Origin of the sequence: Paraburkholderia sp., from assembly GCF_050742655.1 — a bacterium.
Lineage (GTDB): Bacteria > Pseudomonadota > Gammaproteobacteria > Burkholderiales > Burkholderiaceae > Paraburkholderia.
The window spans coordinates 52,844-74,022 of sequence record NZ_JBOIGG010000007.1; the positions used below are offsets into that span (position 1 = coordinate 52,844).

General features: G+C 62.3%; 17 protein-coding genes. 7 read left to right on the forward strand and 10 right to left on the reverse strand.

Translation table 11 applies throughout. From position 1 onward, the window contains the following. Positions 1 to 19 precede the first annotated feature (19 nt). Together ACREXZ_RS11980 and ACREXZ_RS11985 are read right to left on the reverse strand one after the other, a co-directional pair. Positions 20 to 1,405, reverse strand: a complete 1,386-nt coding sequence (locus tag ACREXZ_RS11980) for a sodium:solute symporter family protein (protein ID WP_431764291.1) — start codon at positions 1,403 to 1,405, stop codon at positions 20 to 22. A gap of 12 nt (positions 1,406 to 1,417) precedes the next feature. After that, positions 1,418 to 1,627: a DUF3311 domain-containing protein gene (locus tag ACREXZ_RS11985; RefSeq protein WP_431764292.1), complete on the reverse strand. Its 210-nt coding sequence runs from the start codon at positions 1,625 to 1,627 to the stop codon at positions 1,418 to 1,420. A gap of 387 nt (positions 1,628 to 2,014) precedes the next feature. Here ACREXZ_RS11985 and ACREXZ_RS11990 point away from each other — a divergent pair, with 387 nt between their 5' ends. The 4 genes from ACREXZ_RS11990 (at position 2,015) to ACREXZ_RS12005 (ending at position 6,737) form a co-directional block, all read left to right on the forward strand. Next, positions 2,015 to 2,428 carry a nuclear transport factor 2 family protein gene (locus ACREXZ_RS11990; RefSeq protein ID WP_431764293.1) on the forward strand — a complete coding sequence of 138 codons (414 nt, stop codon included), beginning with the start codon at positions 2,015 to 2,017 and terminating at the stop codon, positions 2,426 to 2,428. Between the two features lie 18 nt (positions 2,429 to 2,446). Next, a complete protein-coding gene (locus ACREXZ_RS11995; protein WP_431764294.1) occupies positions 2,447 to 3,862 on the forward strand; it encodes an NAD(P)/FAD-dependent oxidoreductase in 1,416 nt (471 codons plus the stop codon). 158 nt (positions 3,863 to 4,020) lie between these two features. After that, positions 4,021 to 5,010: an AAA family ATPase gene (locus ACREXZ_RS12000; RefSeq protein WP_431764295.1), complete on the forward strand. Its 990-nt coding sequence runs from the start codon at positions 4,021 to 4,023 to the stop codon at positions 5,008 to 5,010. Continuing rightward, positions 5,007 to 6,737 carry a cobaltochelatase CobT-related protein gene (locus tag ACREXZ_RS12005; protein ID WP_431764296.1) on the forward strand — a complete coding sequence of 577 codons (1,731 nt, stop codon included), beginning with the start codon at positions 5,007 to 5,009 and terminating at the stop codon, positions 6,735 to 6,737. The genes ACREXZ_RS12000 and ACREXZ_RS12005 overlap by 4 nt, the downstream gene beginning before the upstream one ends. A gap of 101 nt (positions 6,738 to 6,838) precedes the next feature. On the opposite strand, the gene pta is transcribed toward ACREXZ_RS12005, so the two are convergent. From pta to tauA, 5 genes are all read right to left on the reverse strand, one after another. After that, positions 6,839 to 7,876: a phosphate acetyltransferase gene (gene pta / locus ACREXZ_RS12010; RefSeq protein WP_431764297.1), complete on the reverse strand. Its 1,038-nt coding sequence runs from the start codon at positions 7,874 to 7,876 to the stop codon at positions 6,839 to 6,841. A 129-nt stretch (positions 7,877 to 8,005) separates the two neighbouring features. Continuing rightward, on the reverse strand, positions 8,006 to 9,838 hold the full coding sequence (xsc, locus tag ACREXZ_RS12015; protein WP_431764298.1) for a sulfoacetaldehyde acetyltransferase: 1,833 nt from the start codon (positions 9,836 to 9,838) through the stop codon (positions 8,006 to 8,008). Positions 9,839 to 10,379: 541 nt separating this feature from the next. After that, positions 10,380 to 11,300, reverse strand: coding sequence for an ABC transporter permease subunit (locus ACREXZ_RS12020; RefSeq protein ID WP_431764299.1), 921 nt, complete (start codon positions 11,298 to 11,300; stop codon positions 10,380 to 10,382). Continuing rightward, positions 11,293 to 12,108, reverse strand: coding sequence for a taurine ABC transporter ATP-binding protein (locus ACREXZ_RS12025; RefSeq protein WP_431764300.1), 816 nt, complete (start codon positions 12,106 to 12,108; stop codon positions 11,293 to 11,295). Before ACREXZ_RS12025 ends, ACREXZ_RS12020 begins: the two co-directional genes overlap by 8 nt. 32 nt (positions 12,109 to 12,140) lie before the next feature. Further along, positions 12,141 to 13,199 (reverse strand): taurine ABC transporter substrate-binding protein, encoded by a 1,059-nt coding sequence (tauA, locus tag ACREXZ_RS12030; protein WP_431764488.1) that lies wholly within the window; start codon positions 13,197 to 13,199, stop codon positions 12,141 to 12,143. Positions 13,200 to 13,451: 252 nt separating this feature from the next. Between tauA and ACREXZ_RS12035 the strand changes: the two genes are divergently transcribed. Next, on the forward strand, positions 13,452 to 14,978 hold the full coding sequence (locus ACREXZ_RS12035; protein ID WP_431764301.1) for a PLP-dependent aminotransferase family protein: 1,527 nt from the start codon (positions 13,452 to 13,454) through the stop codon (positions 14,976 to 14,978). A 21-nt stretch (positions 14,979 to 14,999) separates the two neighbouring features. Here ACREXZ_RS12035 and ACREXZ_RS12040 read toward each other — a convergent pair whose 3' ends face one another. Both ACREXZ_RS12040 and ACREXZ_RS12045 read right to left on the reverse strand, forming a co-directional pair. Beyond that, positions 15,000 to 15,752: an IclR family transcriptional regulator gene (locus ACREXZ_RS12040; protein WP_431764489.1), complete on the reverse strand. Its 753-nt coding sequence runs from the start codon at positions 15,750 to 15,752 to the stop codon at positions 15,000 to 15,002. Between the two features lie 228 nt (positions 15,753 to 15,980). Further along, complete coding sequence (locus tag ACREXZ_RS12045; RefSeq protein WP_431764302.1) at positions 15,981 to 16,817, reverse strand: IclR family transcriptional regulator; 837 nt, start codon at positions 16,815 to 16,817, stop codon at positions 15,981 to 15,983. 206 nt (positions 16,818 to 17,023) lie between these two features. On the opposite strand from ACREXZ_RS12045, the gene ACREXZ_RS12050 reads away from it, so the two are divergent. Further along, the gene (locus ACREXZ_RS12050) at positions 17,024 to 18,679 is read left to right on the forward strand and encodes a GMC family oxidoreductase (protein WP_431764303.1); all 1,656 of its coding nucleotides are present in this window, start codon (positions 17,024 to 17,026) and stop codon (positions 18,677 to 18,679) included. A gap of 164 nt (positions 18,680 to 18,843) precedes the next feature. Continuing rightward, positions 18,844 to 20,151 (forward strand): MFS transporter, encoded by a 1,308-nt coding sequence (locus ACREXZ_RS12055; RefSeq protein WP_431764304.1) that lies wholly within the window; start codon positions 18,844 to 18,846, stop codon positions 20,149 to 20,151. Between the two features lie 81 nt (positions 20,152 to 20,232). On the opposite strand, the gene ACREXZ_RS12060 is transcribed toward ACREXZ_RS12055, so the two are convergent. After that, positions 20,233 to 20,997, reverse strand: a complete 765-nt coding sequence (locus ACREXZ_RS12060; RefSeq protein ID WP_431764305.1) for an IclR family transcriptional regulator — start codon at positions 20,995 to 20,997, stop codon at positions 20,233 to 20,235. Between the last annotated feature and the right edge of the window lie 182 nt (positions 20,998 to 21,179).

Sequence of the window (21,179 nt, forward strand, 5' to 3'; positions counted from 1 at the left end):
GGAGTTCGGTTAACCCGGCTCAGATCAATGCGTGCGCGCGGCTTGGTTTCGCAATGAGATTCACGGCTGTGAGCACGGCCAGATTGACGCCCAGGCACAGAAGTCCCAGATTGAAGCCGCCCAGGTCGATCTGCAACGCGTAGAGGATGATCGCGAGGAGCTGGCCGGTCAACATGCCGGCCGCAATTGCGGTGGCCCGCACACGCAGTCCGAACAGGATGACGATCACGCCGGGGAAGAACTGCGTCACGCCGTAATAGGTCGTGTTGATGAGTGTGAGCATGAGATTCGGCGTGAGCAGGGTCATGACGATCGACACGACCAGGTACAGCACGATCACTACTTTTGCGCTCTTCTTTTGCCTCGCCTCGGGCATGTCCGGCAACAGATTGCGCGTGACGATCGGGCCGATCGCGAGGCAGATGCCGGCAAGCACGAGCAGTCCGGAAAGCGACGCGCCGGCCGCAACCAGTCCGAGCAGCCAGCCGGGCAGCAGGCGGATTGCGGCGGCGAAGAACGCTTCGTTCGGCGAACTCAAATGCAGGTTCTGGCTGATTGCATAGTACGACGCAACGACGAGAAACGGATACATCAGCATATAGAGCGGCATGGCGACCTGCGTGCGGCGGATCGTGTTCGCACTCTTCGCCGTGAAGAAGTTCTGCACCGCGAACGGCATGACGTAGAACCCGAGCGACTGGAACAGCATCGTGCTCATCGAGAAGGTCAACTGATGGGAATTCATCCGGTTGCTCACATGCAGGCTCGCCGCATGAAAGACATCGGTCACGCCGATTTCCATCGACACCGCGATTCCCGTCACGACGATCGCAACGACCATCAGTACGTCCTTGAGCACCGCGATATAAGCCGATGCCCGCACGCCCGCAATCGCGATATACGTGAACGCGAGCAACGCCGAAATCAGGATCAGATACAGCGGCTTGAAGTGCCAGCCAAGTCCGCCCAATGCCGCGACAAGTCCGGTGAACTGCAGCTCGCCCCAGGGAAGCAGGAAGACGATCGCGGAGGCCGCGACGATCAGTTCGAGCGCCCGGCTCTGGAAATGTCCCTTGAACAGGTCGGGCAGTGTGATCGCGTTGTATCGCTTGCCGGCCTGCCATATCTTCGGGCCGAGAAAGTAGCCGACTGGATAGGCCAGCAGGATATAGCCGAGGAACCAGACACCGTACGTCGGTCCCCTGGCATAGATACCCCCGGGGAAGCCGACCATCGTGCCGATGCTGTAGATCTCGCCGGCGGCGAGAAAGAACACCAGATACGCGCCGAACTGCCGCGACGCCACGAAGAAGTCGTGCACGCTTTGCGGACCGCGGCCCAGGTTCGAGCGGACCGCCAGGTAAAGTGAGAGAGCGATGAAGCCGAGGAATACGGCGGTAGCCATCCAGAAGCTCCTTTAGCTGTTTTGCGGGTGAGTATCGTCGCGGTGGCTGTCGAACACGCGCCAGCAGATCAGCAGGCAGCCGGAGGTGAGGATGAACCAGGAGAAGATCCACGCATAGATGAACGGCACGCCGAATACGAACCTGTCGACGGAAGCCACCCACGGAAGCAGGCCGATCACGCCGAGGTAGGGAATGCCGATTCCGATGAAAAACTTGAGCACGTTAACTCCCGGGGCGGCTTGAAGTCATGGGCGCGCGTGACCGTCGTCTCTGGCGGTTGCGCACGGACAGGCGATGCGGACGGGTAAAGCCTGTTTCATTAGTGTTGCAGGACAAAAGAATGGAGTCATAGAGCCAGTTGAGCGGAGTCGATGAGTCCAATTGAGTAGACGCTGCAAACGCGCGCCAGCCGCGAAAGTACACGGTCCATACCATGAAGGTGCGGGACAGGCGCTGACCACTCCCACTGCACCAACCGAAACCGGCGGACTGGACCTACCCGTCAGACAAACCCCCTGTCTACAATTTCCGCACTGGATCGCCGCTCATTTGTCGTTCATCGACGGCATCCCACGGCTTACCGGAAATCATCGAGGAGGAGAAAAGGAATGTCCCCAACCCAGGCGCCATTACGCAACGCTACGACAGTCACAGCCGACACGCTGAGCGCGTTTTCGGATGCGTTCAACCGTCACGACGCCGACGCATTGATGACCTTCATGACTGAGGACTGTGTGTTCGATGCGGCGGGTGGCCCGGACGTATCCGGTACGCGCTTTGTCGGCCGCGACGCGACGCGCGCGGCATTCGCAGCGGTATTCAAGGCCTTTCCCGATGCCCATTGGGGCAATGGCCACCACTACGTCATCGGCAATCGCGGCGTGTCCGAATGGGTGTTTACGGGGACCCATGCGGAAGGCTGGCGCATCGAGGCAGAAGGCTGCGACCTCTTTGAGTTTCGCGACGGACTCATCGCGGTCAAGCGGGCGTTTCGCAAGGAACGTCCGAAACAGAACGTTTGATGCTATCGGGAGCTTCGTATGGAGCACAGTGAAATCGGGCGAGTCGCGCAAGACGTGCTTTCCGGCCGGGACGACGATACGCGGTACGACCCGGCGTACGACCCGCTGGTGTCGCCGGGACCGGGCTGGGGCAAGCAGTATGCACCGACTTACTGGGTCGCGACAGCCGGTGCGCCACCGGCCGACGATGGTCCGGTCACTGAGGACATCGACGTAGACGTCGCGATCATCGGCGCTGGGTATACCGGGCTCGCGACAGCGCTGTGTCTCGCGCGCGAGCACGGCATCAAGGCGGTCGTTCTCGAGGCCAACAAGATGAGCTGGGGCTGCAGCAGCCGTAACGGTGGCCAGGGGCAGAACGCGTCGGGACGTCTGTCGCGTTCTCAATGGATCGCGCGCTGGGGCAAAGATGTCGCGCTGAAAATGCACGACGAAATTCAGGAAGGCTTCGAGAACTTCAAGGCACTCGTTGCCGAAATCGACTGCGATCCGCAGCCGGGCGGCCACTTCCTGATCGCGCATCGGCCACGCATGATGGAAAAGCTCGCCGCCGAAGCCAGGGTATGGAAAGACGTATTCGGTTACCCGTCCGAACTGCTCGACCGGGAGACCTTTCGACGGGAGTATGTGAACGACGCCGAAGCGGCAGGTGCGCTTCACGAACCCGAAGGGATCGGCATCCACGCGTTGAAGCTGGCGTTCGGCTATCTGCGGCTCGCCCGTGAGGCCGGTGCCCGCGTGCATCCTGCCAGTCCGGTGCTCGGATGGGAAACCATCAATGGCATTCACCATTTGAGGACACCGCGCGGCATCGTGCGGGCGCGCGCGGTCGGCATTGCAACAGGCGCCTATACGGCACCCGGCCTGCACCCCTCACTAACGAGCCGCGTGATGCCGATCCTGTCGAATTCGATGGTGACGCGTCCGCTCACGCAGCAGGAAATTGCCGCGTGCAATTTTCGCACGACACAGGTGCTTACCGACACCCGCACGTTGCGGTTCTACTACCGCTTCTTGCCGGATAACCGGCTGCAAATTGGTAGCCGCTCCGCGATCACTGGCGCCGACGCGACGAATTCCCGCCACTACGATCTGCTTGTCGAGGGAATGTGCCGCAAGTTTCCCGCCTTGCGGGGCATCGCCATCGACTACTCATGGTGGGGCTGGGTGGATGTCAGTCACGACATGATGCCGCGCGTATACCAGCCGGATCAGAAGCAGTCGGTGTATTACGCGCTGGGTTACGGCGGTAACGGCGTGTCGTATTCGCAGCAGGCCGGCCGCCGGCTCGCCGAACGCATCGCCGGGAAGGGAGCACAGCAGACGTTGCCTATTTTTACTTCGCCGTTGCCTGGCCATCCGTTCGCTCCGTTCCGGCGAGTCGGGCAACGCATGTTGTATCAGCTTTACTTCCGCCGTGACGAGAAACGCTGACAGGTCGCCGCCATTCCTCGTGCGAGCCGCGACGCGAAGCCGGACTTGCGGCTTCTCGCGTACACGTTTGGGATCCGAAAGAGTGACACGCTCTTCTGTGAGCCGGGGACCGTCGAGTATCGGCACCGCGATCACGGAAAACCGCCGAGGAGGACGGAGTGACCGATATCGTGACAGTCAAGCCGGACCGGATGGTTCCGGTTCGCACCGTGTTTGGGATCGACTCGGGCCTGATGGTTCCGGCCTTCAGCGAACGTGACGATCACGTTCCGGAAATCGACGAGGTCTATCGCTTCAATCCTGAAGTGACGCTGGCGATCCTCGCCGGTTTCACGCGCGATCGCCGGGTGATGGTGCAAGGCTTGCACGGCACGGGCAAATCGACTCACATCGAGCAGGTCGCGGCGCGGCTGAACTGGCCATGCGTGCGCGTGAATCTGGACGGCCATATCAGCCGCCTCGATCTGGTGGGCAAGGACACCATCGTCGTGCGCGACGACCTGCAGGTGACGGAGTTCCAGGAGGGTATCGTGCCCTGGGCGCTGCAACGGCCCGTTGCGCTGATCTTCGACGAATACGACGCGGGTCGTCCCGATGTGATGTTCGTGATCCAGCGCATTCTGGAGCGCGACGGCAAATTCACGCTGCTCGACCAGAGCCGCGTGATCCATCCGCATCCGTACTTTCGACTGTTCGCCACCACCAATACGGTCGGCCTGGGCAATCTGAACGGCCTGTATCACGGCACGCAGATGTTGAACCACGCGCAGCTGGACCGGTGGAATGTCGTCGCCACGCTCAATTACCTGCCGCGCGCCGAGGAGGCAGGCATCGTGCTGGCGCGCGTCCCCGAGCTTGCGGACGATACCGGCCGCGCGCTGATCGAGTCGATGGTGAGCGTCGCGGAACTGACGCGTAAAGGTTTTGCCACCGGTGACCTGTCGACGTTGATGTCGCCGCGTACCGTCATCGACTGGGCGGAGAACTGCCAGATTTTCCATGATCCCGCGATGGCGTTTCGTCTGACCTTCGTCAACAAGTGCGACGAGGCCGAACGGCCCATCGTGGCCGAGTACTTCCAGCGCTGCTTCGGCAGGGAACTCGAACCCGGTGTGGACCGCGGGGCTCAGTCAGCGGGGACGCAATGACGGCCGCGGACCGGCAGGCGGCACGCCGCGCGGAGCGGCGTCAAAACCTGTGCGCGGCAGCCGCGCGCGCCCTCACCGGAGACGCCGCACTGCACTACCGCGGTGGTCGTCTATGCCGTGGACTTTGGCCGTTGCCGTTTCATGCGCCGCATCTGCGCACCGACCCGGAGGGGGACGATCTCGCGTCCCTGCGTGGTGCCGCGGATGGTGCGGCTTTGCGTTTCGTGCACTCCGACGCGGATCTGCACGCGAGTATGTGCCCCGCCGATCCGGTCGCGCGACTGGTGTTCGAACTGCTCGAGCAACTGCGTTGCGAAGCGCTGGCGCCGGCCAGTATGCCGGGTCTCGCGCAGAATCTGCGGCACCGCTTCAGCGCATGGTCGCGCGCTTTCTATCGGTCGGGGCTGGCGGAGAGTCATCTGGGCATTCTGCTTTATACGGTGGCCCAGATTTCATGGTCGCGCCTCTCCGGCTGGCCTGTGCTCGAGGAAACCGAAGGTCTGATCGAGGCCACGCGCGCAGCGATCACGCCGACGCTGGGGGCGTCGCTCGCGGCGCTGCGGCGCCATCGCGCGGAGCAGCCCGCGTTCGCGGCCCACGCGCTCGAGATGGCGCGCTTCGTGAGCGAGAGGGTGAGCACCGGGCGTGCGCTGCGTGCCGAAGAGGACGGAGAGAACCCCGAGGACGACGAAGCCGCACGCACGATGTTCTCGCTCTGGCTCGATGTCGAAGCCGATGCAGAGGCTCCGGTCGAAACAGGCGTTGCAGTCACCGGTGAAAGCCGGGCGCTTAAAGACTCCGGCCAGGGCTATCGCGCCTATACGACGCGCTATGACCGCGAAATGGTGCCGGCCTCGTCGATACGGAAAGCACTGCTTGGAGAATATCGCGAGCGGCTCGACGAGCGTATCGCCGCGCAGGGCATCAACGTGGCTCGACTCGCGTATGCGCTCAAGTCCGCGCTTGCCGTTTCCCGACGCGATGGCTGGTCGTTCGGGGAAGAGCACGGCCACATCGACGGCCGGCGTCTCGCGCAACTGGTCAGTTCGCCGGCGGAGCGGCGTCTGTTCCTGCTCGAACGATACCGGCCGCTGGCCGACTGCGTGGTGAGTTTCCTTATCGATTGCTCGGGCTCGATGCGGGCGCACATCGAGCCGTTGGCGATGCTGGTGGACGTTCTGACGCGCGCGCTCGATCAGGCCGGCGTTGCGACCGAGGTCCTGGGTTTCACGACCGGTGCCTGGAACGGCGGCCGCGCACGGCTCGACTGGCTGGCGAGCGGTCGCCCCCGTCATCCCGGCCGGCTCAATGAAATTTCCCACCTCGTTTTCAAAGACGCGGCGACGAGCTGGCGGCGCGCCCGCACCGACATCGCTGCGCTGTTCAAGGCGGACCTGTTTCGCGAAGGGGTGGACGGCGAGGCGGTCGACTGGGCGTGTGCGCGGCTGCGCGCACGCGCCGAGGCACGGCGGATCCTGATGGTGATCTCCGACGGCAGCCCAATGGACAGCGCGACCGCCCAGGCCAACGACGCCTGTTATCTCGACCATCACCTGCAACAGGTCGTGGCGCGCAACGAAGCCTCACGCGACGTGGAATTGCTGGGCCTTGGCGTCGGACTCGATCTCAGCCCGTATTACCGGCGTTGTCTCGCGGTCGATCTGTCGGTGTTGCCCGATATGCCGCTGTTCGCCGAACTCACTGGATGGATTGGCGCGCGCAGATAAGCGTGCGCCTCGGGTCGTGCCTCAGCCAGCCAGATGCGGCAACGCATTCAGTATCAGCGCGACACCCGTCAGCGCGAGCAGCGGCAGCCGCTTCTGAACGATCAGGAATGACGCGCGGCAACAGGAGCATCGGCGCGTGCCAGGGCGGCTTGCGCCTGGACTGCCGTGATGGCGATGACGTAATAGATATCGTCCGCGCTGCAGCCGCGCGACAGATCGTTGGCTGGCTTTTGCAAGCCCTGCAGCAAGGGGCCGATTGCCTTCGCGCCACCGATCCGCTCGGCCAGCTTGTAGCCGATGTTGCCAGCCTCGAGGCTCGGGAAAATCAGCACATTGGCGTGCCCCTCCACCCGCGAGTGCTTCACCTTGCGCAGCGCGATCTCGGAGACGATCGCCGCATCGAGTTGCACGTCGCCGTCGATCGCGAGACCAGGGCGGCGCGCCTGTACCCGATGCGTCGCATCGACCACTTTGTCGACTGCCGCATGGTGGGCGCTGCCGCTGGTCGAAAACGACAGCATGGCCACACGCGGCTCGTCCATCAGCAGGTCGCGTGCGCTGTCCGCCGCCGCGATCGCGATCTCGGCGAGCTCGCCGGCATCGGGTTCGACCACCAGCGCACAGTCGGAAAAAATCAGCCCCCCCTTCAGCGTATGAAACGGCTCGCACAGCATCATCAGGAAGAAGCTTGAAACGAGCTTGAACGAAGGTGCGACGCCGATAATCTGGATCGCGGTGCGGACCACGTCCGCGGTGGTGTTGATGGCGCCCGCCACCGAGCCGTCGGCGTGACCCAGACGCACCATGAGGTTGGCGAAGCACAGGGGCTTGCCGACCTCGCGCTGCGCTTCGTCCTGGGTCATGCCTTTCCTGCTGCGCAGCGCGAACAGTTCACGTGAATATGATGATGCGAGCGGCGAGGTGGCGGGGTCCACCAGCTCCATGCCGGACAGATCGATATTCTGGCTGGCAGCGGCCTTGCGGATCTGCGCAGCGTCGCCCACCAGCAGGATGCGGACAATCCCTTCACGGGTAGCCCGTTGCGCCGCCAGCAGCACGCGTTGATCCTCAGCCTCGCTCAAGACGATGCGCATCGGCGAGGAACGCGCGCGCTCGATGATGCGGTTGACTGCTTTCATGGGAATCGTCGGTTGCGGTTGCAGAGGCGGCGAAGGGCGGAGCAAAGAGGCCGGAAACGGGTCGCCTGAGGTTGCCCAGGGTTGCCCATTTCCGCGGCCCGCGAGCATGGAAGGTCCATGCCCGGGTGCTCAGACGTAATCCTTGTACTTGTCGAGCATGCGCACGGGCTTCGAGAGCGCATCCCGGCGGAACGGGTCGCCCAGTTCGCGGGTGCACATGATCTCGATGATGGTGGTCTTGCCTTGATTCATCTGCATGTCGATGGCGCGTCTGAGCGCGGGACCGACATCCTCCAGCCGGTCGACCACGATGCTCTCGGCGCCCATTGCGCGACCGATCTCCGCGAAGCTCTGGTTATCGAGCTCGTCTGCGACAAAGCGGCGGTTATAGAAGTCGACCTGATTCTTCTTCTCGGCGCCCCACTGGCGGTTATGAAACACCACGGCGGTCACCGGAATCTTATGACGCACGCAGGTCATGGTTTCCATCAGGCTCATGCCCCAGGCGCCGTCGCCTGCGTACGAAACGGCCGGGCGGTGGGGAGCGGCGACCTTGGCGCCAATGATCGTCGGAAAAGCGTAGCCGCAGTTGCCCCAACTCATCGCCGCGAAGAAGCTGCGCGGCTTGTTAAAGCGCAGGTAGCTGTTGGCCACCGAGTTGATGTTGCCGATGTCGGTCGAGACCATCACGTCTTCGGGCATCGCCTTTTCAAGCTCGCGCAGCACCTGGCGCGGATGCAGGTAGGTCCCGCCGCCGGGTGTGCGTTCGCGTTGCTGCTCTTCGATCATGTCGAGGCTGTAGGGGTCCCGCTCGTGAGTCCACTCGTCCAGTTCCTTCTCCCAGGCCGCTTTCTCACTGGCAATCTGGTCGGCGCGCGCTTCGCGTGTGGCGTCGCAGGCAAGGGTGCGTCCAGCGAGGCGCTGGGTCAGCGCGACGGCGGTGGCTTTCGCGTCGCCGCAGATGCCCACCGAAATTTTCTTCACGAGACCCAGCATCTTGTGGTCGGCATCGATCTGGATGATTTTGGCGTTTGCCGGCCAGTACTCCAACCCGTGTTGCGGCAACGTGCCGAAGGGTCCAAGACGCGAGCCAAGCGCAATCACGACATCGGCGCGCGACAGCAGTTTCATCGCGGCCTTGGAGCCCTGATATCCGAGCGGCCCGCACCACAGCGGGTGCCTGGCGGGGAACGAGTCGTTGTGCAGATAGCTGTTGACGACCGGGGCACCCAGACGCTCGGCCAGCGCCTTGCACTCCTCGATCGCATCGGCCATTACGACGCCGCCACCGGAAATGATGACGGGGAATTTTGCCTGCGCGAGCAGTTCGGCTGCCTCGTTCAGGCGCTGGTCGCCGCCTGCGCCGCGGTCGAGCCGCTGGGGCTGGGGGATTTCCACCTTGATCTGACCATAGAAGTAATCGCGCGGGATATTGAGCTGGGCGGGGCCCATTTCCGCCATGGCCCGGTCAAAGCACCGGCCGGTAAATTCCGCCATGCGCGCGGGGTGGGTCACGTGGCCCTGGTATTTGGTGAACTCCTGGAACATGGGCAGTTGGCTGGCTTCCTGGAAGCCGCCCAGACCGATGCCCGTCGTACCCGCTTCCGGGGTGACGATCACCACGGGGCTATGCGCCCAGTAGGCTGCCGCGATGGCGGTGACGCAGTTGCTGATGCCCGGGCCGTTCTGGCCGATCACGACGCCGTGGCGCCCCGAAACGCGCGCATAACCGTCAGCCATGTGGCCGGCGCCTTGCTCGTGCACCACGGGGATCAGGCGAATGCCGGCGGGCGCGAAGATGTCCATCGCATCCATGAACGCGGAACCCATGATGCCGAACATATCGGTCACACCATTGGCCGCGAGGGTCTCGACGAACGCTTCGGAAGGCGTCATTGCCTGTGGGCCGCCTGCATGGGCGACAGCGTTGGCGTCACGGGAGGAGGGGTTTTGCTCGCTCATGGATGTGTCTCCAGCTATTGAGATAAATGGTACAAAAAGTACCGAAAAATATTTGCTTCCACAAAATGTAGGCCAGATTCTGCCGTGCAGTCAATCTGAATTTATAAATTAACGGAACATTTTGTATCGAAAATAGGGGTGAAATGATGTGGTCGTCCGGGCGGTTCTGTCAGCCTCAATACGTATGGCTTTGTGCCGAACGGTCGAAGACGGCGCACGTGTCGGTCGTACGCGAGTGCGTTTCCCGGTTGGTCGCTGAAATGTTCTGTGGTTGAGATCGATATTGCCGAAGGCGCCGGCAAAGGAGTAGGACCAGCTTGAGGGAGTCGCTGAGGCCAGCGTCGAGCTTTTCGCGTTGTTTGCGGTGCGAGGACGGGAAGGACCCCGAACGGCCCGGGTCAGTTGAGTCAGTTGAAAATCATGGTGCGCTCCCGGGCGAGGCCGCGGCACAGCGATTCGAACGCAGGCGAAGTTTGCGACGCGGGTCGCCCGACATGGATCGAGTGGCATTCATCGAGGTGTGCGGGAAATTCGTTTTTCCTCAAACCTTGCCTTTCCATGGAACCAGCACACGCTCGACATACCGCATCAGCAGATCGAAGCAGAGCGCGAAGAACCCGATCACGATGATCCCCATGATGACCACATCGCTCGCCAGAAATTCCGCTGCGTTGAGCACCATGAAGCCGAGTCCGCGTGTCGACGCGACCATCTCGGCGGCCACCAGAGTGGTCCAGCCGACGCCGATGCCGATGCGCATGCCGGTGAAGATTTCCGGCAGTGCGGACTTGAGGATCACGTAGAGGACCACCTGTGTGCGCGAGGCGCCCATCGAATACGCGGCATGGATCTGCTCGATCGACACAGAGCGCACGCCGGCACGCGCTGCGATCGCGAGCGGCGCGAAAATGGCGAGGTAGATCAGAAGGATCTTCGAGAATTCGCCAATGCCAAACCAGATGATGATGAGCGGCAGATAGGCGAGCGGAGGCAATGGCCGGTAGAACTCGATCGGCGGATCGAAAGCGCCGCGGGCGAACCGTGATACGCCCATCATCACCCCGATGGGTATGGCGGTCAGACACGCGAGCGCGAATGCGCCGAACACCCGCATCAGGCTGATGGCTGTGTGCTGCGCGAGCGTCGAGTTGGCGAAGCCTTCCGTGGCGACATCGATGAACTTTGCGTAGACGGTCTGTGGCGACGGCAGAAACAGAGGCTTGATCCAGTGCAGATTGGTGGCGACGAACCAGAGTCCGATGAAGGCGGCTACCGTCAACAGGCTGGTTGCGACACTGCTTCCTTGCCCCGGAACGCCGAATGAATCGCCGGGTTTGACGGGCTTCTTTGCGAGCACACGAGGGCCGCGCCCTGGCTTGTGGGGCGGACGGATGGGCGTGTTGGTATCCATTGACGTGGCGTCGCCATGCAAGACGGCATGAACGGATTTCGAGTCAGGCATGCGCCACCTCGGCTTCGGCGCCGCGCATCTTCTCGTCGCCGTAAATGATGTTGAGTACGCGTTCGCGCACCTCGATGAAATCGGGACTCGATTTAATCGCCCGTGCGTCGCGTGTTTCGAGAAAGCGGCGATTGAAATCCAGTTCGTAGGTGTGCGTAATGCGACCGGGGCGCGGCGACATCACAATCAGGCGGCTTGCAAGGAACAGTGCTTCCTCGACGCTGTGGGTGATGAAGAAAAACATCTTGCTGGTCTTTTTCCAGATGTCGAGCAGCAACTCCTGGATGGTCTCGCGAGTGAGCGCGTCGAGCGCGGCCATGGGTTCGTCCATCAGCAGCATCGCGGGGTCGCAGGTCAGCGCGCGGGCGATCCCCACACGCTGCTGCATCCCGCCGGAGAGCTGATAGATCATGTGCTTGTGGAAATCCTGCAGGCCGACGAGCGCGAGGTTGCGCACTGCGATCTCGCGCCGCCGCGCTCGCGGCACGCCTTGAAGTTTGAGACCGAATTCCGCGTTATCGATGACGTTGAGCCACGGCAAGAGCGCATGCTTCTGGAACACCACGCCACGGTCGGCACCGGGCCCCGCGATCGGCTCGCCGCCGAGCAGCAACTCACCTTGAGTCGGCGCGATGAAACCCGCCATCAATGATAGAAGCGTGGTCTTCCCGCATCCCGACGCGCCCAGCGCGACGACGAAGTCACCTGAACGGATGGTCAGGTTGATGTCGTCAAGTGCCTGGACTGTCTTTCCGGGGCGGCGCCCCGGAAAGACCACGCTCACGTTCCTGACGGTCATGTTTTCCATGTTGCCTCCTGATTTGACAGATCCCGGTTACGTCATTTGAGCTGCGCTGCCGCTTCGGCATAGGCCGGCGTTACGAATTTCGAGTAGTCGGGCAGAACCGCGCCGATCTGCTTCTGGCTCTTCAGGAATTCTGACGTGTCCTTCAGCGCGAGGGCTGCACGACTCGCACTGCCGCCGCCAAGCCATTGCGCGGATACCTGCTCCTGAAGCGTGGGGTACGCATAGAGCGCCAGCGATTCCGGAACGTCTGCCGGCTTGCCGCCAATCATCTTCGAGATGGCCGTGGCTTGCGGCGACGCCGCATTCCATTGCGACGGGTTGCTCCGGTATTGCTGGTCGGCGTCGGCAATCGCCTTGACAAGCTTTGCCATAAAGTCCTTATGGTCCTCGCCCCATTTGCGATCGACGGCAATCCCATCGAAGGTGGGCTTGCCGAGCTTCGAGAGGTCACCCGAAGTAATCAGCACCTTGCCGCTTTTCTTCAGTTCCGCGAGCGCGGGATTCCAGACGTAGGCCGCATCGATATCGCCGCGCTCCCATGCCGCGACGATCTGATTGGGCTGCATATTGAGGATCTTCAGGTCAGACGGATTAATGCCCCAGTGCTGGAGCGCGAACATCGTGTGATAGTGGGTCGTCGAAACGAACGGCACGCCAATGGTCTTGCCTTTCAGGTCGGCCGGTTTCGCTATGCCGGAGCCGTTGCGCACCACCATCGCCTCCGCCTGGTTGATGTTGTCGAGAATCCAGAAGAGCTGCAGGTCGACACCTTGACTGACGGCGGCGGCGAGCGGGCTGGAGCCGATCACACCGACCTTGACGTCGCCGGATGCCAACGCGGTCGCGACTTTCGCGCCGGACTCGAACTGCCGCCAGTTGATCTTGTAGCCGGTGGCCTTTTCAATCGATCCGTTTGCGATGCCGACCACCCACGGGTCGACGATCTGCTGGTAGGCGATCGTGATTTCCTTGTCCTCGGCATGAGAGGGGGCCGCCACGAGGCTCGCGCTTGTGGCGAACACCAGCGACAGGATGCTGCGCGCCGTCCATTGGAACCACGGCCGTGATATCGAGTTTTTATGGTGTTTCATAATAGGTCTCAGAAGTGGCTGTCTATGGGCATGGAAGTCGTGTCGGCCACGACCGGTGCTTGTCCCGATCGCCGTGAACGGAATGATTCGAGTATCGTCAGTCAAAAATGGAGGAAGCTAGTGCCAGACGCCGCCGATCGTTGAGTCCACATCGCCGGTCCGGAATCGCTCTGCGCGGCCCACGGAACGACGGCTCGCTTCGTGCGCACCCGGATTGAGGCTGGCGCGGCGCATTGAATTTGAGGAGGAAGCATGTCTAGCCGTACTTCGACGGCTCTTTGGACCCAGCGCTTTCAGCGTTCGCCCGACTCGAATATGAGTCTGCAAGGGCAGATTCGGCAGATGCTGGTCGCCGCGATTCTGGACGGACAGTTGCCACCGCAGATCGCGTTGCCGTCGAGCCGCGAACTGGCGGACCAGTTGAGCGTCGCGAGGAATACGGTCGTGCTCGCATACCAGCAACTGGTGGAAGAGGGGTATCTGATATCGCGCGAGCGCAGCGGGCACTTCGTCAATCCTGCGATGCTGGAAGGGCGGCACGGTTTCTCGCCGGTGCAGACCGTCCCTGCGCGCGCGGCCAACGAAGCCCTCGCCCGACCCGACTGGGCCCAACGGGTCCAGCGGCCACCCTCCGCCCAGCGCAATATCGTCAAGCCGGGAAACTGGCAAAACTACGAGTACCCGTTCATCTACGGGCAGTTCGACCAATCGCTTTTCCCGACCAACGACTGGCGCGAATGCTGTATGAAGGCGCTGTCGGTGATGGAGATCCGCAACTGGGCGCCCGACCTGATTGGGCGCGATGATGACACGCTGATCCAGCAGATCCGCACGCGAGTGCTGCCGCGGCGCGGCGTCTTCGCGATGCCGGACGAGATCGTGATCACGATCGGCTGTCAGCAGGCGCTCTATCTCGTCGCCGATCTGCTCGCTCGCGAGCACACCACCGTCGGATTCGAGAACCCTGGCTATCCGGATGCCCGCAATATTTTCGCGAACCGTAATGCGCACTTGCTGCCGTTACCGGTCGATGCAGGAGGTGTGCGTCCTGTCGAGGACGCTGGCCTCTTTGCCCAGTGCGACTACGTCTACGTGACTCCGAGCCACCAGTGTCCAACAACGGCCACCATGCCGATCGAACGCCGGCATGCATTACTGGCGCTCGCGCAGCGGCACGACTTCGTATTGATCGAAGACGACTACGAAAGCGAGAACAATTTCTCGGACACGCCGCACCCGGCGCTAAAGAGTCTGGATACGGCGGATCGCGTTATCTATATCGGCAGCCTCTCGAAGACTTTTGCGCCCGGCCTGCGCCTGGGGTATATCGTCGGTCCGCGCGAACTGGTGCTTGAGTTGCGCGCGTTGCGGCGGCTGATGGTGCGTCATCCGGCAGCGTACATCCAGCGTGCGTTCGCCACCTTTCTCGCGTTGGGACATCATGACGCGCTGCTACGCAAGCTGGCCTATGCATACCGGGAACGCGCCGGGGTGCTGATGGCAGCCCTCGTCACGCACATGCCCGAGGCCCGCCATATTCCGATTACCGGTGGCGCTTCGTGCTGGGTCGAGGGTCCCCCCTGGCTGGACGCAACGCGCCTTGCCGCCGATGCCGAGGCGCATGGCATCCTGATCGAACTGGGCAGCGTTTTCTTTATGAACGGACTGGAGCAAAACAACTGCTTCCGGATGGGCTTTTCGGCGATCAGGCTCGAAAAGATCGAGGCGGGCGTGCGCCTCCTCGCTCAACTCGTGCGGGAGCAACAGCCGAAGACGTGAGCCTGGCTGGGTTAGTACGCGTTAAAACGTCTTCGCGAGGTCCTGGGCCGCTTCCTGAAGGCGTGGAACGAATTCCAGGGTCCGCGAGAGCGGTGCGCGCGACACCGGCGCATGGACCGCGATTGCCGCGATACAGGTGCCGTTCGCATCGACTACCGGCGCGGCCACGCAAACGATGCCGGCCAGAAACTCCTCGTTATCGATCGCAATGCGCTTGTGCGACGTCCGATCGAGTTCCGCTTCGAGCAGGTCGGGATCCGTGATGGTATTCGGCGTGAACCGCTCGAGTTTGAGGGCGTGCACAAGCGCCGTGCGCTGTTCGCGCGGCAGCATGGCCAGAAGCAGCTTGCCGCTCGCGCTGCAATACGCGGGCACCCGCGAACCGGGTTTGAGATCGAGGCGCAACGGCCACGGCGCTTCCATCCGGTCGAGGTAGAGCACTTCCGTTTCATGCAGCATCGTGAGGTTGCAGGTCTCGCCGATATCCGCGACGAGGCGCGTGAGAATCGCATGCCGCAAACGGCGTCCTCCCGAATGCATCACGACCCCGAGCGCGAGTTGCGCCAGCCGCGGCCCGATTACATAGGCGTTTTTATGGCCCGGCTCCCGGATCACGAGGCCACCCGCCTCGAGCGAAGCGAGCATGCGATGCAGCGATGCTTTGGGCAGCGTGACGTCTTGCGCAATGTCGGCGAGCGATACGGGGCCTTCGGTGCCGACAAGGTGTTCCAGCAGCGCAAACGCGCGCAGCGTCGGGGTATCTGCTTTATTCATGTCGGCCGTTCCGGAAAATGGATCGACGTCATTGTACAACCTGGCTTTGTGGATACCGGTTTTCGAGGCCGCCGCCGGGGTCAGAGGTGGATGCAGAGGGGAGTTGTCACGTTTTTCGGAATGACGCATGCGGCCCGGCGATGCCTTTGGGTGTCTCGCGTCAGCAATCTTGCTGGCCGTATCAGGCACTTCGGGGTCGATGTCCACTCGTCAATCTCCTGGAGCGCGTCAGCATCCGTTCTCCTGTTGCACTGCGGACTTCGCTGTACCCAGCAAAGGGGCGATCTTCAAAGCGGATTCCTTGAGCCTGGGTACAGCCTTGAGCAGATCATTCAGACTCGCTCGCGCGGTAGGCGCGTGAATCGCCAATGCCGCCAGTACCTGCCCGTGGGTTGCATCCCGCACCGGCACAGCAACAGCCACCATGCCTCGCACGAACTCTTCGTTGTCGATGCCAATGCCGCGTGCGGCCAGGCGATCCAGTTCCGCTTCGAGCAGACTCAATTCGGTGAGCGTGCCCTGAGTCTTGCGGTCGAGCTTCAACCGCGCGAGCACGAGACGGCGTCCGGCCGGGGGCATCTGCGCAAGGAACAGCTTGCCACTAGCTGTGCAGTGCAGCGGGACACGTGTACCGGGCTCCAGATGCAGGCGTAATGGTTCAGTGGTCTCCACTCGCTCGAGATACAGCACGGTGTCGCGGTCGAGCGCGGTGAGATTGCAGGTCTCGCCGAGCACCTCCACCAGTGAGCGCAGCAGCGAGCGGCAGGCGCGCCCAAACGTGTTGTTGGCGAGCGTGGTCAGCGCGAGCTGTGCCGCGCGCGGACCCAGCGTGATGCCACGATCGGTACCGCGCGAATCGGGCAGGTGCGTCACATAGCCCTGCGCTTCAAGCGATTCGATCAGCCGCATCAGGGTCGCTTTGGGAATGTGCAGCCGCACCGAGAGCTGCGACAGGGAGAACGGCTGTCCTGCCGCCGCGAGCTGTTCGAGCACGGAGAGTGCGCGTAGCGCCCGCGAGTCCTCGGCAAGCGTGTCGTTGCGCGGGGCGGGGCAGGGTACTTGCATTACACCTCCTTGCTGTCGTTAAGCGTTCGGGGCGCTTCGCGTACGTTGCGCGGACCGGTCGGCAGTCTCTGAAAATGAAACAAAAATGTCTATTTTCGTTTCACATAGACCGATGGTAACTGGAAAGTCTTGAACCGGAAACGGATGGCACATAAATTTGACCAAAACATACCGGTTTTTTATACAACATGCAGGAGACGGATTACATGGCAGACCGATTCGACTTTGTCGTCGTCGGCGCAGGATCGGCGGGTTGCGTTCTGGCGAGCCGGCTTTCCGAAGGCGGTCGCTATTCGGTGTGTCTGCTGGAAGCCGGGCCGGCCGACCGGTTCATGTGGATTCATATTCCTATCGGCTACGGCAAGACGATGTTCCACCCCGTCTACAACTGGGGCTTCTATACCGATCCCGATCCGAACATGCACAATCGCCGGCTCTACTGGCCGCGCGGACGCACGCTGGGCGGATCGAGTTCGATAAACGGCCTGATCTACGTACGTGGCCAGAGCGATGACTACGACCAGTGGGCGAGGCTTGGCAATCGTGGCTGGAGCTGGAAAGAGTGTCTGCCGTATTTCCGGCGTCTCGAGCACAACGAACTGGGGGAAGCGCCTACGCGTGGAGTCGACGGCCCGCTGTGGGCATCGACCATCAAGCAGCGGCATGAACTCGTCGACGCCTTCATTGCGGCATCTAACTCGTTAGGAATAGAAACTGTCGACGACTTCAACAGCGGCGATCAGGAAGGGGTCGGCTACTATCAGCTGACGACCCGGCACGGTTTGCGTTGTTCGACCGCCGTCGCCTATCTGAAGCCTGCGCGGCAAAGAGCGAACCTGCATGTGGAAACCGATGCGATGGCATCGAAGATCCTCTTCGAGGGGGCGCGCGCCAGTGGCGTGCAGTATTCACAACATGGCGCGACGCGGGAAGTGCGTGCGAATCGCGAGGTGATTCTGACTGCGGGCGCGCTGCAGTCCCCGCAATTGCTGCAATTGTCCGGCGTGGGGCCGGCTGCCTTGCTGCGGGAATTCGGCATTCCCGTGGTGGCGAATCGTGCGGGGGTCGGCGAAAACCTGCAAGACCATCTGCAGGTTCGTCTGATCTATGAAGTGACCCGACCGATCACGACCAACGATCAACTACGATCATGGATGGGTCGCGCGAAAATGGGACTTCAATGGGCGCTGCTGCGCAGTGGCCCGCTCGCGGTCGGCATCAACCAGGGCGGCATGTTTTGCCGCGCATTGCCCGAGGAGTCGAAAACTCCCGATATCCAGTTCCATTTCTCGACGTTGTCGGCGGACTCGGCCGGCGGCAACGTCCACGCGTTTTCTGGCTGTACCTACTCCGTCTGCCAGTTGCGCCCCGAATCGCGTGGGACGGTGCGCATTCGCGCGGCCGATGCGCGTGAAGCACCGTCCATCCAGCCCAACTATCTCGACACCGATCTTGACCGGCGCACGACGATTGCCGGCGTGCGCTTCGCGCGGAGCGTCGCGGCTACCGAACCCATGGCCGCATTGATGAAGCGGGAGGTGCGGCCAGGTGCTTCCGCGCAAACGGACGACGAGCTACTGGATTTCTGCCGCGAATATGGGCAGACGATTTTCCATCCGTCGGGGACCGCGAAGATGGGGCCGGCGGGCGATCCGCTGGCGGTCGTCGATGAGCGGCTGCGCGTGTATGGAACGCGCGGCCTGCGCGTGGTCGATTGCTCGATCATGCCGACGCTCGTGTCGGGCAATACGAATGTGCCGATCGTGATGGTGGCTGAAAAAGCGTCGGACATGATTCTCGACGACGCGCGTTGCGCCGATCGGGGCACGACCGTAACGCCGCAAGCGGAAGTGGCCGCCTAGTGCAAACCACGGCGGGCTATGCCTGCCGCAACACGCAGTCGCGTGCCTCCCGGTGTATGGGCGGCTCGAGTGCTGCCTGTAAATCGCCCCGGAGGAGACAACTGGGGTCACCGTCCGGCCGCGTTGTGTCAAGGCGCGGCACGGCCGTCCATTGAGGAGCTGCTATGGCAATCGATCCCCGTGCTGTTCGTCGCGTCGCGTTCGCCAGTGTGATCGGCGCAACCGTCGAATGGTATGACTTCTTTCTCTACGGCGTGGTAGCCGGCATTGTTTTCAACAAGCTCTACTTTCCCGCGAGCGATCCGCTCGTTTCGACGCTGCTCGCCTACACCACCTTCGCCGTGGGGTTTGTCACACGGCCGCTGGGTGGCATCCTGTTCGGCCATTTCGGCGACCGGATCGGCCGCAAGTCCGCGTTGATCATGACGCTCGTGATCATGGGCATATCGACGGCCGGCGTCGCCTTTGTCCCGACCTATGCGCAAATCGGTATCTGGGCGCCGATCCTGCTGCTGTCGCTACGAGTGTTGCAGGGCATTGGGCTGGGCGGTGAATGGGGTGGCGCGGTCCTGATGGCCTACGAATATGCGCCGCCTGACCGGCGCGGCCTGTATGCAAGCCTGCCGCAGATTGGCCTGTCGATCGGCCTGTGCCTCGCATCCGGCATGGTCGCGGCGCTTTCCCGGTTGCTATCCGAAACGGCCTTTCTGGCGTGGGGCTGGCGGGTCGCGTTCGTCGCATCGCTGGGCCTCGTCCTGATCGGCCTCTATATCCGCGTCAAAGTCATGGAAACACCGGAGTTTCTTGCGCTCAAACGCAACCGGCGTGAAGCGAAGATACCGTTTGTCGACATGATCACGCGTTACCGGAGCGCCGTGGTGCTCGGCATGGGCGCGCGTTATATCGATGGCGTGTTCTTCAACGTCTTCGCCGTGTTCTCGATCGGCTATCTGACAGGGCACGTCGCGATGAGCCGTACCGATGCGTTGCTTGGCGTGATGATCGCGGCGGGCGTGATGTGCTTCTTCATCCCGCTGTTCGGCAAGCTGTCCGATCTGCTTGGCCGCGCGCGGGTCTACCGCTGGGGTTCGCTGATCTGCGGCTTATCGGTGTTTCCCGCGTTCTGGCTGATCGAAAGCCAGCCGGCGAACACGCTGATGATCTGGCTCGCGATCATCATCCCCTTCGGTATTTTCTATGCAATGGTGTATGGTCCCGAGGCCGCGCTCTTTGCTGAACTGTTCGACGCCAACGTTCGCTATACGGGCATCTCGTTCGTGTATCAGTTTTCCGGCATATTCGCGAGCGGGCTCACGCCGATCATTGCGACGGTGCTGATAAAAATGAACGGTGGCAGGCCGTGGACGGTGTGCATGTATGTGTTGTTCGCCGCGCTGGTGTCGGCGTGGTCGGTGCGCGCAATCGAGAAGAGGCAGACTGGGATCTTCGGAGCAGTCGCACAGGCGCGATGATCCGCCGCGTTTCGCGAGAGGCGTACGTCGTGTGTGGCTTCGGCACGGTTGCCTGTGATGCCCTGGCTGTGCCCGCATGCCTTAGGTGCGGAATGTCCTGGCGGTCTCCTGCGCGGCGTGGCGCAGGTCGGGCACGAAGGCGAGCAGATCGTCGAGCGTGACCCGGCCGACCGGCGCCTGAACCGCGATCGCCGCACACGCGCGATTGCGGTCCAGCATGACGGGTACGGCGATGGCGATCAACCCTTGCAAATGCTCCTGATTGTTGATGGCCAGCAGCCGGTGGCGCGTCATGCTCAGTTCCTTGCGCAACGCGTCGCGGTTGGTAATCGTCCGTTCCGAGTAGCCGCGCAGCGGCAGCGTTGCAATGACCCGTTCACGCCTTTCCTTCGGAAGAAAGCTGAGCAGCAGCTTGCCGCTCGCCGAGCAGTGCAGCGGCACATGCGAGCCTGGCTGAAGATGCATGCGTAGGGGCCATTCGGTTTCGACCCGGTCTACATAGACGACGTCGTTGCCCGAGAGCATCGTCAGATTGCAGGTCTCACCGATTTTCGCCACCAGTTGCTCAAGCAGCACATGGCGGGCTGCCGCCGGCCCCGCATGCATCAGCACGTTGACGGCGAGCATGCGCACGCGTGGCGAACACTCGTAGAGGCGGTCGCCCGCGCCGCGCGTCACGAGCCACGCGTCCATCAATTGCACGAGGATCCGGTGCACGGTCTGCTTGGGCAGTCCGAGCGTGTTCACGAGATCCATCATGGAAAGCGGAACGCCCGCTTCTGCAAGGATTTCGAGTACCCGAAACGCGCGCACTGCCGCTGCATTCGACTGATTTGAAGTCGACATCCCGTCTCCTCGCCGCCGTGTTCACACCATCGATTCTGCATCGACTTCATTGCTTTTCGGGACTATGGAAAGTACCGAATTCCGCACTTCTGGATGCTGACGGGCGTGCCGCAATGGATAGCGCAGAAAACGGGACTCCGGGTTAGACGCGGCTGGCTAGATTGATGGAACTGCATTCAATC

Coding starts and splice junctions, on each gene's coding strand:
- xsc (WP_431764298.1), bottom strand. CDS start 9,838: ATGAGCGAGCAAAACCCCTCCTCCCGTGACGCCAACGCTGTCGCCCAT.
- ACREXZ_RS12025 (WP_431764300.1), bottom strand. CDS start 12,108: ATGGAAAACATGACCGTCAGGAACGTGAGCGTGGTCTTTCCGGGGCGC.
- ACREXZ_RS11980 (WP_431764291.1), bottom strand. CDS start 1,405: ATGGCTACCGCCGTATTCCTCGGCTTCATCGCTCTCTCACTTTACCTG.
- pta (WP_431764297.1), bottom strand. CDS start 7,876: ATGAAAGCAGTCAACCGCATCATCGAGCGCGCGCGTTCCTCGCCGATG.
- ACREXZ_RS12040 (WP_431764489.1), bottom strand. CDS start 15,752: ATGAATAAAGCAGATACCCCGACGCTGCGCGCGTTTGCGCTGCTGGAA.
- ACREXZ_RS12005 (WP_431764296.1), top strand. CDS start 5,007: ATGACGGCCGCGGACCGGCAGGCGGCACGCCGCGCGGAGCGGCGTCAA.
- ACREXZ_RS11990 (WP_431764293.1), top strand. CDS start 2,015: ATGTCCCCAACCCAGGCGCCATTACGCAACGCTACGACAGTCACAGCC.
- ACREXZ_RS12055 (WP_431764304.1), top strand. CDS start 18,844: ATGGCAATCGATCCCCGTGCTGTTCGTCGCGTCGCGTTCGCCAGTGTG.
- ACREXZ_RS12060 (WP_431764305.1), bottom strand. CDS start 20,997: ATGTCGACTTCAAATCAGTCGAATGCAGCGGCAGTGCGCGCGTTTCGG.
- ACREXZ_RS11995 (WP_431764294.1), top strand. CDS start 2,447: ATGGAGCACAGTGAAATCGGGCGAGTCGCGCAAGACGTGCTTTCCGGC.
- ACREXZ_RS12050 (WP_431764303.1), top strand. CDS start 17,024: ATGGCAGACCGATTCGACTTTGTCGTCGTCGGCGCAGGATCGGCGGGT.
- ACREXZ_RS12035 (WP_431764301.1), top strand. CDS start 13,452: ATGTCTAGCCGTACTTCGACGGCTCTTTGGACCCAGCGCTTTCAGCGT.
- tauA (WP_431764488.1), bottom strand. CDS start 13,199: ATGAAACACCATAAAAACTCGATATCACGGCCGTGGTTCCAATGGACG.
- ACREXZ_RS12020 (WP_431764299.1), bottom strand. CDS start 11,300: ATGCCTGACTCGAAATCCGTTCATGCCGTCTTGCATGGCGACGCCACG.
- ACREXZ_RS12045 (WP_431764302.1), bottom strand. CDS start 16,817: ATGCAAGTACCCTGCCCCGCCCCGCGCAACGACACGCTTGCCGAGGAC.